The organism is Lacinutrix jangbogonensis (assembly GCF_000797445.1).
GTDB lineage: Bacteria > Bacteroidota > Bacteroidia > Flavobacteriales > Flavobacteriaceae > Lacinutrix > Lacinutrix jangbogonensis.
This window is the reverse complement of record NZ_JSWF01000016.1, coordinates 125820-140110: the sequence shown is the minus strand read 5'-3', so window position 1 is coordinate 140110 and position 14291 is coordinate 125820. Positions and strand designations below refer to the sequence as shown.

5 protein-coding genes are annotated in these 14291 nt (G+C 33.1%); 4 read left to right on the top strand and 1 reads right to left on the bottom strand.

Annotated features, from left to right (window positions below):
• Window positions 1-132 precede the first annotated feature (132 nt).
• Both RH82_RS17650 and RH82_RS03110 read left to right on the top strand, forming a co-directional pair.
• The gene (locus tag RH82_RS17650) at window positions 133-3132 is read left to right on the top strand and encodes a sensor histidine kinase (RefSeq protein ID WP_156112398.1); all 3000 of its coding nucleotides are present in this window, start codon (window positions 133-135) and stop codon (window positions 3130-3132) included.
• A gap of 1 nt (window position 3133) precedes the next feature.
• On the top strand, window positions 3134-3781 hold the full coding sequence (locus RH82_RS03110; RefSeq protein WP_034057958.1) for a response regulator transcription factor: 648 nt from the start codon (window positions 3134-3136) through the stop codon (window positions 3779-3781).
• 110 nt (window positions 3782-3891) lie between these two features.
• Here RH82_RS03110 and RH82_RS03105 read toward each other — a convergent pair whose 3' ends face one another.
• A complete protein-coding gene (locus tag RH82_RS03105) occupies window positions 3892-11346 on the bottom strand; it encodes a BspA family leucine-rich repeat surface protein (RefSeq protein ID WP_162182443.1) in 7455 nt (2484 codons plus the stop codon).
• Window positions 11347-12037: 691 nt separating this feature from the next.
• Here RH82_RS03105 and RH82_RS03100 point away from each other — a divergent pair.
• Both RH82_RS03100 and RH82_RS03095 read left to right on the top strand, forming a co-directional pair.
• Window positions 12038-13606: an FMN-binding glutamate synthase family protein gene (locus RH82_RS03100; protein ID WP_034057953.1), complete on the top strand. Its 1569-nt coding sequence runs from the start codon at window positions 12038-12040 to the stop codon at window positions 13604-13606.
• Window positions 13607-13756: 150 nt separating this feature from the next.
• Window positions 13757-14278, top strand: coding sequence for a DUF7935 family protein (locus RH82_RS03095; RefSeq protein WP_034057950.1), 522 nt, complete (start codon window positions 13757-13759; stop codon window positions 14276-14278).
• Window positions 14279-14291: the final 13 nt, after the last annotated feature.

Genomic DNA, 14291 nt, shown 5'->3' with positions numbered 1-14291 from the left:
GTTATATATTGTAAATGCTATTAATACTTTATTATATATATAAAACCGTCTTCAATATTATTGAAGGCGGTTTTCTTTTTTTTAGATATCTTTACTTCTGTATTTCTTAAAAAAATAACCAATTTAGTCATAATGAGTAAAAGTCTTTTATACTTTATATTATTATTCTCTATTTTTTCCTTTTCCCAATCCAGTAGATTAAACAAGAAAACCTACACAAAAAACGATGGCTTAGCATTAGATTTAATAGCTACCCTGTGTTTGGATAATGATGGTTTTTTATGGCTAGGTGGCGTTAATTATAATGTGAGGACTATTGTTTTAAATAAACAGAAACTAACATTACAACGTTTTGATGGCAATACATTTCATAACATACCCTTACCTCTTTTAGAACAGCCAATAACTAAGATATCACAAATCTATAAACGAAATGATGGTAAGTTCTACATAAAAGCAGTAACATCGTTTGAACATATTCTATTTTTATTCGATCCTGTAACGGCAAAGTTTACGAGAATAAAAACAAGTAGTTACAGTTCGGGTGCCACACAACTCTCAAAGGTTTTTAAATACCATTTTAAAGACTATATTTTATCACAAAAAGAACAAGAAATAACAGTAAATATAATTCTCAAGGATCTTAGTTTAAAGCCTGTATTTAGTTTTACTAATAACGAGAATGAATTTTTAATAGACTCTTCTACTCAATTTATTTACTTTAAAGACTATTGTATAATTGGAGATGACAGTTTCCCTATTATGATGTTCGATTGGAAAGGAAATTTATTAAAAACAATGGGTTCAAATTCATTTAAAACTACAAATCAATCTAAATACTGGATAACAAATTTATTTAAGGCCAATAAGACTTTCTATTGTTTTATAAATAATAGCTCTCAGTTACATTATATAAATGAAAAAACTAAAGAAATTTTAATTTGCAGCACTACAAACAAAACCTTAAGTAAAAATTTTATTGAAACTTATAATGATGATTTAAAAAACCATCTTATTATATCTTCCATTAATAACAAACTCCGTTTTGATACTCTGGACGACGCTGGTTTGAAGACTATTTATGAGGAAAAAGAATACAGTACCGTTAAAGGCTTTATTGCTACATCTAAAAATATAAATGAAGATTTATGGGTGACGTACAATAATGAATTACATTATTATAGATTTCCAAAAAAACAAATAAAAAACCACCTCAACTCCCATAGCATTAGAGCTATAAGTGCATTAGATTCTACTAACTATATAATAGCAACCGAGGAATCCGGATGGTTTAAATTAAACACTTCTAAAAATACAATTAAGCCTTTAGCATTAAAAAACAAAGACAATGCCTTTACGCCTATCTCAACTAGAAACATTTTTAAAGAAAACAACATTATATGGAGTAATAGCGAAGCTTCTATTTTGAGAGTAGATACCAATACATTTGAGACAGAAACTTATAATCAAAAACCTGTAAATTGTTTAGAGCGTCCCAATGATAGTACTATTATTTATGGCACAACTAATTATAAGCTTATGCAGTTTAATACTAAAACTAGAACTCATAAACCACTCCTTAAAACCGACTCCTTAGATATTATTGACATCGCAATACTAAAAAACAGCAACTTAGTTGTTGCAGTAACCGACAAAGGATTATTAACTTATAATTTAAAGACTAAAGCGCATCATTTTTATAATAGTAAATCTAAACTGGAAGACTCCTATATTTTAATGTGCGACTACCATAAAGATTACGGTTATTTACTAGGAACAAGAAGCGGGAAAATAGTAGCTTTTAATGCTGACAACGAAAGTTTTACAACTTTATACCAAGATGATTTAAATGCAGGAATTGCAAGCATTCTTTTTAATAATGATATCTGGTGGATTAACACCTTTAATGGAGTTGTTTCTTTTAATCCAAAAGACAAAATAACAACACGGTTTTCAGAAAATGAAGGTTTAAGTAATAATGAAGCCAATAGATATAGCGCCTTAAAAACAAAGGATAAAGCCTTTTTAGTGGGTACCATTAAGGGCCTTAATTATTTTAGACCTGAAGATTTAAATATAAAAAAAGATTCGGCAGAATTGGTATTGCTTAAAGTGAATAAATATGATAAAGCCTTAAAAAAATACACAACCAATTTTAACCGTTTAGATTTAGAATCTAACAAACCCATTATACTACCTTCAGAAAACAGAGCTTTAGAGCTTATTTTCGCTTTAAAAAAGGCAAATAAAGTTACAGGAAACTACTACTATAGATACCGTTTAAACAAGAAAGAATGGATAGAATTAAAACATCAAAATGTAATACAGATTCCAAATTTAGCAGCTGGAGATCATAATTTAGAAATTGAAGCATTAGATTTTTCAAGAAAGAAAATAGCAAACACATTAAATCTAACCATCGAAAGTAAAGAGTTCTTTTACAAAAATTGGTGGTTTATTTCGTTAATTTCTATTGTCATTATTTCCACTTTATTATGGCTTTTAAAACAAGCACAAATTAAAAAAACCCTTCAAGAAAACTTTTCACAAGGATTAATACAATCTCAAGAAAATGAACGCAGTAGAATAGCAATAGAATTGCACGATAGTATTAGCCAGCAACTTACTTTGATTAAAAGAAAAGCCCAAAGCATAGATCAAGAAGAAATAACAACACTTACTCATAATACCCTTGAAGAGGTTCGTGCGCTATCTCGTGGTTTATATCCGCCTTTACTAAAACAACTTGGCTTAACGGAAAGCATTGATCAATTGATTTTAGATATTGACAAACAAACCAACCTATTTGTTTCTTCAGAGATTAATAAAATAGACACCTATTTTAATGAAGAACAAGCCCTCAATTGTTATCGTTTTATACAAGAATGCATTAATAATATTTTAAAACACGCAGACGCTAAAGCACTATATGTAAACATTATAAAAGAGCACAACTTCATTACAATAACAATTGAAGATAACGGAAAAGGATTTGATCTTACCAATGCGAAAATAAAAAACAGTTTAGGACTTAAAACAATTTATGAACGTATACGTATATTAAAAGGCGAATTAACCATCGACAGTAAATTAAAAAAAGGAACAAAGATTACAGCTCAAATACCACTATAAAATGTCTAAAGAAATTAAAATTATAATAGCAGACGATCACCCTTTATTATTAAAAGGTTTAACGGAAGAATTAGTATCCAATAACTATAATGTTATTGCTACTGCTACAAATGGTAAAGACGCTTCAGAACTTATTTTAAAGCATAACCCAGATATTGCCATTTTAGATATCCAAATGCCAATACTTAACGGTTTTCAAGTGATAAAAGAATGCAGAAACATAAACTTAAAAACCAAATTTATATTACTTACCTCCCATAAAGAAAAACGCTATATTATTAAAGCTAAAACATTAAATATTTCTGGTTATTTACTAAAAGATGAACCTTTTAACCAAATAGAAAATTGTATCGAAGCCTTGGGTAATGGCGAGAACTATTTTAGTAAAACATTTGACGCTGTTTATGAAAACCAAATCTCACCTGAGTTAGAAAAATTTCAAAAACTATCTCCTTCAGAGCATACAATAATAAGATTAATTGCTAAAAAGTATACTACAAAAGAGATCGCCGAATCCTTATTTATTTCCGTAAGAACGGTACAAAAACATAGAACTAATATTATTACAAAATTAGAATTAAAAACGAGTATAGATGCCCTTTTTAATTGGACTACAGAGTATAAAGAACTTCTTTTTATAGAAGAATAGCTGTAAGCTATAAGTATTTGAGTTGGATTCATAAAAAAAGGAACTGCTTTTAAAATTAGCAATTCCCTTTTAAAATGTATTAATAACGACTTAAATTAATTACACTGTAATTAGTTTTCTGGCAGTTGTTCTTGTATTCTATACGTACTAAAGTTTAAAAAATTCCCTGGATGCGAAAGGGTGTTTTGTAATATAAAAGGCGAGTCTGGAGATGCTCCACTATATTGAATACTTCCATTCATATCAACATCATTTGTATTATATTCTGAAAATGAATAGGTCGGGAAATTTAAAAAATTTCCTGGATTATTTAACACCGTTGATAAAATATTAGGTACATCTGGCGTTGCACCTGTATATTGAACGTATTGATCTCCATTAGTGTTTCCAGACCAAAGTGCTAACTTATTTGGTGAACCTACAATAATAGCTTGCGCATTTGAACCGTAGGTAAATTGGTTATTGACACCTATAATATCGGTAAAATCTAATAAAATCTTAGACGCATCTAGTGTAACCGCATTTTGGGTCATAACACCTAAATGGTTACGATGCTTCACGACCACATAATAATTACCAGTCGCGAAATTTAGGTCTAAATCTGAAACACCATCAATAGCAACAACATCGCCATCACGCTGCAGTAATGCAGATTGACTGGCTGTAGTAATTGAACTATTAGTAGCATCACGAAATTCAACAAAAACCCAGTCTACAATGTCATTATTTATTGGCTCTAAACCTGAAGTTCCTCCAGCATCGAACACTGTTAAGTCTGCCACTAAAGCATCTGTATAAGGACTAGTTGTTGGTAGTAGATTGTTTACACGTAAATCGTCACGCATTAAAGATTCTTCACCAGTATTAGGATTTAAAGCAGCACCTTGTAAAACTACTTTTATAGCAACTTCTGCACAATTACTGCCTGCATCTGTAATTGTCCACGAATATAGCGGGCTATTTAGAATATCGCGTGCGTCTTTGCCAGCACAAAACTTACTATTACCACCGTTAAAGTCAGTAAAAGATGGCACCCTTAATTCTTGTCCAGTTACTGTACTCCAACCTATTAATGTATTGTCGTAGTTAGCAGTAGATAGTGTTGTTTGGGTAAACATATCAGCCATACCACTAGGTGCAATACTACTTATATCCCAAGCTCCAAGGTCTTGATCAAACGAATTAGCACTTCTAAACATCTCAGACATATCTGTAACAGCACTAACATCCCAAGTACTTAAATCTTGATTAAAAGCTGTAGCTCCCCAAAAGGCTTTTTCCATATTAGTAATGGTACTCACATCCCAACCACTAATATCTTGATTCATTGCAGTTGCATCTCGAAAAATACTTGATAAAGAAGTAGCTTGCGAAAGGTCTGGATTATCGGCTGCATTAACTACCAAATTAAGACACCCATCGAAACTGTCTGCCATACTTAACCAAGCTTGGCTTCCCCATTGCTCTATAGATAGAATTTTACGTCTATCACCTGCAAATGCAAAACGTATGTGTGGAAAATCGCCATATATTTTTACGGTGTAGGTTCCTGCGTTAGCATATGTATGTGTCATACCTGCTGTTACATTAGCATTACTAGTTCCATCTCCCCAATACACCGTATAGTTATACGTTTCAGAACTCGAGACCGGTATTGTTATTTGCGTATTATTTGTGGGTCCTAAGTTATTTGTTTTCCAAGTACTAATAAAAGGTCTAGAACAGTCTAAACCACCATCTGTAATAGACCAAAAGTAATTAGTATTTAGACTCGCATGTTCGATAGCACTGTTACAATACCTACTATTACCACCATCAAAACTGGTAAAAGTAGGGACTTTAATTTCTGAACTACTTAGAGTGTTCCAGCCAATTAAAGTATTATCATAATTGGTTGGTGATAATAATACTCCAGCAAACATAGTAGCCATACCGTTAGGTTCTATACTACTAATATCCCAAGACCCAAGATCTTGATCAAACGAACCCGCATTTTCAAACATACTAACCATGCCTAAAACATCACTAACGTCCCAATTATCAATATCTTGATTAAACGCAAAGGCATTTTTAAACATAGAGTCCATACGTGTAACTTTACTAACAATCCATCCACTAATATCTTGATTAAAGGCAATGGCATCAAAAAACATACCACCCATATCATCAACATTACTAACATTCCAAGTACTTATATCTTGATTAAATGCTGTTGCTCCATAAAAGGTTGAAACCATATTTGTAATTGTGCTTACATTCCATCCACTTATATCTTGATTCATAGAAGTAGCTTCTTTAAATATGCGATAAAAAGAAGTGGCCTGCGAAAGATCTGGATTATCTGTTGCACTAATTACTAAATTATTACACCCTTCGAAACTTCGTTCCATACTTGCCCATTGTTGGTTTCCCCATTGTTCTATAGATAGAATTTTAAGTTTATCGCCCGTATTTGCAAAACGCATGTGTGGATAATCGCCATATATTTTTACGATGTATGTTCCTGGTAAATCATACGTATGCACTCTACTCCCAGTAACGTTGGTGTCTGTTTGTCCATCTCCCCAATCAACAATATAATTATATACATATGAACTTGATGTAAGTTTTGGTATTCTTATACTATTATTATTTGTTTGGCCTGTATTATTTGTTTTCCAAGTACTTATAAACGGTAAACAATCTATGACTTTGCCATCATCTGTAATAGTCCAGTTGTGAGTAGTATCTAAATTAGTTCTTGCGGCTTCTCCACTGCAATACTTACTGTTTCCACCGCTAAAAGTAACACCTGTAGGTATTGCTGTTTCCGAACCGCTTAAGGTATTCCAACCTATTAACGTATTATCATAATTTGATAAAGACAAGGCTGCATTATTAAACATATTTGCCATACTTGACACACTACTAATGTCCCAATCTCCAAGATTATGATCGAATACCGTTGCATTCGCAAACATGTTATTCATATTTAAAACATTACTTACATCCCAAGTGCTTAAATCTTTATTAAAGGCTGTAGCGCCAAAAAAAGCAGCTGTCATAGATTCTACATTACCTACGTCCCAAGTGCTTATGTCTTGATTCATAACAGTAGCACCACGAAAAATATTTATAAATGAAGTAACTTCTGAAAGGTCTGGACTATCTGTTGCATTAATAACCATATTTGTACAACCATAAAAACTACCTTGCATACTTTTCCATACTTGGTCTCCCCATTGGTCTACAGAAAGCAACTTTTCCTTATCTCCAGTGTTTCCAAACCAAAAAAGAGGAAAATCTCCATTAATAGTTACTGTATAGTTACCAGCAGTAGCATAAGTATGTGTTATAGTTCCTGTAACATTACTATTGTTTGTGCCATCTCCCCAATTAATATTAAAATTATAAGAATCTACACCGTTTGTAAGGATTCTAATGCTATTATCATTAGTAACGCCTTCATTATCTGTTTTCCATGTGGTTATAAATGCTGAAGAACAATCTTTACCACCATCTGTAATAGTCCAACTGTGTGTAGTATCTAAATTAGTTCTTGCGGCTTCTCCAAGACAAAAATTACTATTTCCACCACTAAAAGTAATACCTGTTGGAATAGCTATTTCTATACCGCTTAAGGTATTCCAACCTATTAACGTATTATCATAATTTGTTAAAGACATGGCCATGTCTAAAAACATTGAAGTCATACTTAGCATGCTACTAATATCCCAATCTCCTAAATTTTGATCAAAATCTACAGCTCCACGGAGCATCTGGTTCATAGACTCTACTTTACTTACGTTCCATCCTCCTATGTTTTGATTAAAATCTACTGCCTCCCTAAACATCTGGTTCATTGCCATTGCTTCACTAACATCCCAAGTACTTATATCTTGGTTAAATGTAGTAGCTCCATAAAAGGCTTGACTAAAACTTGTTACTGTACTTACATTCCAACCACTTATATCTTGATTCATAGCTTCGGCGCCACGAAAAACACGGAAAAAGGAAGTCACCTCTGAAAGGTCTGGATTATCGCTTGCATTTATAACCATATTTGTACAACCAGAAAAACTATTTTCCATACTTTCCCATACTTGGCTTCCCCATTGGGCTACAGAAAGTAACTTTTCTGGATCTCCAGAACTATTAAAATGAATCTGAGGAAAATCACCAGTTATCTTTACTGTATAGGTTCCCGAAGTAGCATACGCATGTGTTATAGCATTAGTTACATTACTATTAGTTGCGCCATCTCCCCAATTAACGTTATAATTATAAGGATCTACACCATTTGTTGGAATTGTAATACTATTAGCATTAGAAACACCTGGATTATCTGTTTTCCATGTGGTTATAAATGCTGAAGAACAGTCTTTCCCACCATCTGTAATCGTCCAATTGTGTGTTGTATCTAAATTTGTTCTGGCGTCTTCTCCAATACAGAAATTACTATTACCTCCGCTAAAAGTAATACCTGTTGGTATTGTTGTTTCTGCACCACTTAAAGTATTCCAACCTATTAAGGTATTATCATAATTTGATGAAGACAAGGTTACATTTGTAAACATAGAAGCCATGTTTGCTATACTACTAATATCCCAAGATCCTAAATCTTGATCGAATGCATTAGCACTTCTAAACATACTGCTCATATTTAAAACATCACTTACATTCCAGTTACTTATATTTTGGTTAAAATTAGATGCACTCCTGAACATATATGACATATTTTCGACACCACTAACGTTCCAACCGCTAATATCTTTATTAAAAGCTGTAGCGCCATTAAACAGGTATCCCATATTAGTAATACCACTTACATTCCAAGTACTTATATCTTGATTAAAAGATGACGCATTCCAAAACATACCAGCCAAAGAAGTGACTCCTGTTAGGTCTGGATTATCATTAGCATTTACAACTAAATTACTACACCCATAAAAAGCCCTAAACATACTAGTCCAATTTGTGGATCCCCATTTTTCTACAGATAGAATTTTTTCTTTGTCTCCCGAATTATTAAAATAAATTTGTGGAAAATCTCCAATTATCTCTACAGTATAAGTCCCTGCACTAGCATAGGTATGCGTAATACTTGCGGTAACATTATAGTCTGTTTGTCCATCTCCCCAATTTACATGATAATTATAAACACCAGAACTTGCTATTGGTATTGTAATACTATTATTTCCTGAGGCTCCTGGATTATTTGTTTTCCAAGTGGTTTTAAATCCATTAGAAAAATTACAATTTGAATTAATTATGGTAACATCTTCCATATCTACAGGACATTCGTCGTTGCCCCAACGTACCCATAAGTCTTTGAGTCCAGGAGATAAGTTAAAGAGTGTTTTACTACCATTTGAGTTGTTTACCAAATAAGGATACGTATTTCCTCCATCTATACTAAATTCAATCTGTGTTCTGTTTATTGTCGGCGTCCATGTTAAAGTTACGCTTCCATTATTATTAATGCAGTCTGAAGTTGTAGAACTAGACACAGAAGCTAGTGGGGTATTATTTTCATTAACAGTTATATCTCCAACCTCGTTAACACAAGAATCATCACCATATCTTGTAAAAACACTATACGTTGCAGGTGTTATACCTGTAATGGTAGCAGATCCTATATCGTCATCATAATGGTAAGGATACGAAGCACCACCGTTGATACTAAATTCAATGCCACCGCGATCTAGGCTATCTGGAAATGTAAATGTAATTGTACCATCATTATTCTCACAAGCTGTTTCTGCGGTAGCAGATAATGTTGCAGTTGGTAAAGGCTCTAAAGTTAAACTCTTAGGCGATGAGATTACTGATGTTGCACAAGAATTAGTAACAACGCATCTGTATTCAGAATTATTCATACTTCCAACAATAACAGGAATAGTAAGTTCATGAGTATTAGAATTACTATAGGACGAATTATTAGTTGAAATATTTGTCCAACCTCCATCGTTTATTTGCCATTGAAAAGATGTTCCATAATTTGAGGTTACTGAAAAGGAAGCAGATTCACCTACACATTCAAAAACATCTGAAGGTTGAGAGGCGATATCTGGATTATTACAACAAATACTTCCAGCATATGTTGTCATCACGGGTTCGCCACATACAGAAGTAGTGGTGCTTTTATTCATAACGTAACTAGCGCCATTTAAGGTTTCTGGAGTTAAAGTTGTAAGACTTTCACCTGTATTTAAAGCATAATACATAACATCGTTTTGTTGTCCTACATGACCCAATTGTTGTGCATGACCCAATTCGTGAAGCGCTACAGTTTCAAAACTAAACTTGTTAGGGTCTCCTGGGTCTCCAAAGCCATAATACCAACTTATATCGCTATTAACCACAATATCAATCTCCTTAACATACCATTCCACTGAATTCCCAACAAAACATCCACTATACCAACTAAACGCTGTAGCTAAGTTACTAGCACTTCCACCGCCAGCAATAATTTGTGCTGAGGTATTATACATTACAGTATTAGTATTATCTGAAGCAACTGCATTTACTGATGTATTTCCTGAGCTTTCAAAATTAACTCCAGAACCACAGTTCCAGGTTGCTAAAGCCCTATTAAAAGATGCTTGCGCATTAGTAGCACTAAAGTTAGGCGCAAATTTAAATTGATAACCTCCATTAGCATCCTTAGCTCTTAAGTTTATCTCATAACTATTTGGTGTACCCGGAACTAATTCATATTCCGTGTTAAGATGCGCCCAGTTTACAGTTAGAATTTGACTGTTGCTACTTGTTATATTTACGTTATTAGATTTTTTTACTCGAAATTGCCCAGTACTTGCACTAGAAATCACTTTTACTCTGATAAAAGTATTGTTCCATGATATAATATCACTATCCAAGGCAGAAACCCAAGTTGCCCCTCCGGTATTGCTATCTCTAAATTGCACTGTCCCTTGAGAGCTACCAAAACCTGTTCCAATAATATTAAACACATCACTAACTCCAGCATTTATAGTAGTTGGACCAAATCCAGTAATAACATCAGCCTGACTTTCATTATTATTCTGAAATAAATTTACCGATTTTAAAACCGTTAAGTTTTTACCAACTTTAGATTCTATGTTTGCATATAATTGTTGTTCTACTGAAGGATAGCGTTTAAAACCATCATTGGCAGAACCATCAGAAGTATCATAATTTATAAATCCTTGTGCACCTTCCACAGTGGTTAAAAAATTGCCTCTTTGGGTTAAGGACACTGGTGAATTCTTCAAAACAAATAGGCCTATATCACCAATATTTAGTTTTAAAGCATTACTAACATCTAATCTGTTAAGACCAACAGTCCCTCCCATTGTAATAATATCTACGGTTGCATTATTAAATAACACGCCTTTAAAGTTTTTAAAAGGCTGTATTGTATTAACAGTATAAATATTTTGACGCTTGGCATCCCAAAAACCTTGTTTCGAGATCACTTCGCCTTCAATAATAATTGATGCTTTATTAATTCTTTCTGTTAAGGATACCTCTTCTACCATACATTGTGAAAATGCAATGTGACTTACTAGAATGGCTAGGACAATTAGTAGTTTATTTTTCATGGATACTTTAATAAAACGTGTTGAAAATGGGTTGTTTATTTCTACAAAATATAACATATAAACCAATACAGCTCTACAACAACCGCAATTTACGTAGGGTACGTAGCGTCTTAAAAAAACATAACCACTTAGAAACAAGCCCTTTAATTGATGAATTATTTTATGAGCACGATTAGCCAGTTCTTAAGATAATTTCTTTTAATAAAGACTTAAATAAGACTAGAAATACTGAATATATCAATGTGCTTAAACCAAGTTTATTTTAATACAAAACCCATTATTACGTGCTAGTAATTTCATAAATTTTTGCACTTACGGTATAGAAGAGCAGTTATCCGAAAAATACAAATTTCTATAGCCTTGATGTTTAGTATAAAAAAGTTTAAAACATGCTCAAACTCACGTCCAACCAAAATACATATTCCATTTAAAGAACCACATAAAATGCATAAACACCACATTATAAACAAATTAATAATTATAAAGCATTACGTACTAGTACGTAGTTTTCGACATACATACGTATTGTTTAATACTTAAATACGTTTTATATTGTAAGTGCTAATAATCTATCTAATTATATATAAAAAACCATTGTAACTTTGTTATAATGGTTTTTCTTTTTTTAAATAATTAGTTTAGCACCAAAATTATAGATTATCCTTATTTTTGAAAAAACCTTTCAAAACCTATGGATACTTTTCTAACCTTTTTATCTGGCATTACTTGGTGGCTATGGATTATTATTGCCTTAGCAATATTAGCACTTCGTGATATTATACAATCAAGGCATACCATAAGTCATAATTATCCAATTGTTGGTCACATTCGTTATTTATTTGAAAGCATTGGCCCAGAAATTCGTCAATATTTTGTAGCAAACAATAGAGAAGAACTACCTTTTAATCGCATAGAACGTAGTTGGATATATGCTTCCGCTAAAAGCGAAAACAATTACGAAGGTTTTGGTACAGATCGCGATATTTATGCGCATCAGCATATTTTTATTAATAATGCCATGTTGCCTTATAAAGTTGCAGACGACCATATTAATGCTAAAGACAAATACTTTTTACCATGCGCAAAAGTTATTGGCGCGCATAACAAACGTAGAAGACCCTTTCGTCCAGCCTCAGTAATTAATGTTTCAGCAATGAGTTTTGGCTCTTTGTCTGCAAGAGCAATCGACTCGTTAAACAAAGGCACAAAAATGGCCGGTGCTTACCACAATACTGGAGAAGGTGGTTTATCTCCTTACCATAGTAATGGTGGAGATGTTGTATTTCATTTTGGAACAGGCTACTTTGGTGTTCGAGCAGATGATGGTGGTTTTTCAATGGAAAAAATGAAGAAACTGGTGGAAGATAATCCGTTTATTCGTGCTATCGAACTAAAACTTTCTCAAGGTGCAAAACCAGGGAAAGGTGGTGTACTACCGGGCGCGAAAATAACGCAAGAAATTGCGGATATCCGTGGCGTGGAAGTTGGTAAAACAGTATTATCTCCTCCAAACCATAAGGCATTTACTACCATTCCAGAAATGGTAGATTTTATAGAAGCTATAGCCGAAGAAACAGGATTACCTGTTGGTATTAAGGCTGCCATTGGAAAACTAGAACAATGGGAAGAGCTAACAAATATTATGAAAAACACCGGTAAAGGTCCAGATTTTATAACTGTAGATGGTGGCGAAGGCGGCACTGGTGCTGCGCCTCCAAGTTTTGCAGATCATGTAAGCTTACCTTGGGTGTATGCTTTTGGTGATTTATATAAATTGTTTCAGAAAAAGGAATTAGAAAAACAAGTGGTTTTTATTGGTAGTGGTAAATTAGGTTTCCCTGGCAAAGCTGCTATGGCTTTTTCAATGGGAGTTGATGTTATTAATGTTGCGCGGGAAGCCATGATGAGTATTGGTTGTATTCAAGCAAAAGTTTGCCACACAAACAAATGCCCAAGTGGCGTTGCTACACAGAGCCAATGGTTGCAACGTGGTATAGATGTACCATTAAAATCTGAACGTGCTGCACAGTATTTTAAAACCTTTAGAAAAGAGTTTATCGAAATTACACATGCTGCTGGTTACGAGCATCCTTGCCAGTTTAAAATGACAGATATTGAAATAAATGTAGATGACCACAATTTATCTTCAGAGTTAAGTGTAACATACCAATACAACAAAACACCCGTACCTTTTAAGGGTATGCAATCTTTAAAAGATTGTGAGCATTTAGGAGGTTATAAAGCACAAAGTAAGGCTTAACAACAAAGTGAATTAATTGTATGTTGATTCCAATTGACAAATCAACTTTTGGTTATCACTTAGCAGAAAACAGCTTTGATTCAATTATCGGTTTTCTTGTGCACTAATTAAAAACGTATTATGTTTGTTAAAAACTAAAAACGAAAATATATGGGAGATCAATTAATTAATCTATTACTATTTGCTGTACCTTCTTTAATTGTTGGCGCATTAGCTTTTATGTTTTTTAGAGAACATGTAGAGAACGAAAACAATAGGCGTAACTTTTTAATGCTTAAAGACCTTAAAAAAGAATCCCTACCTCAACGTTTCCAGGCATACGAAAGGTTTTCATTGTTTTTAGAACGCATTTCACCTAACAAATTATTAACCAGAATTGCACCTGTATCTTCTAACAAACAAGATTACGAAAACCTCTTGGTCAACAGTATAGAACAAGAGTTCGAACACAATTTATCGCAACAAATCTATATTACAGATAATTGCTGGAGTATTATTAATGCTTCTAAAAATGCAACAGTTCAACTTATTAGAAAAGCAGCTTTGAATGATAAAGTAGATTCTGCCGATAAGTTAAGAGAGTACATTTTAACAGACATGATAGACAGAACTCCACCAAGCAGTGCTGCCTTATCATACATTAAACAAGAGGTAAGTGAGCTTTGGCAATAGCCAGAAAATTAAA

Coding starts and splice junctions, on each gene's coding strand:
- RH82_RS03100 (WP_034057953.1), top strand. CDS start 12,038: ATGGATACTTTTCTAACCTTTTTATCTGGCATTACTTGGTGGCTATGG.
- RH82_RS03110 (WP_034057958.1), top strand. CDS start 3,134: ATGTCTAAAGAAATTAAAATTATAATAGCAGACGATCACCCTTTATTA.
- RH82_RS03095 (WP_034057950.1), top strand. CDS start 13,757: ATGGGAGATCAATTAATTAATCTATTACTATTTGCTGTACCTTCTTTA.
- RH82_RS17650 (WP_156112398.1), top strand. CDS start 133: ATGAGTAAAAGTCTTTTATACTTTATATTATTATTCTCTATTTTTTCC.
- RH82_RS03105 (WP_162182443.1), bottom strand. CDS start 11,346: ATGAAAAATAAACTACTAATTGTCCTAGCCATTCTAGTAAGTCACATT.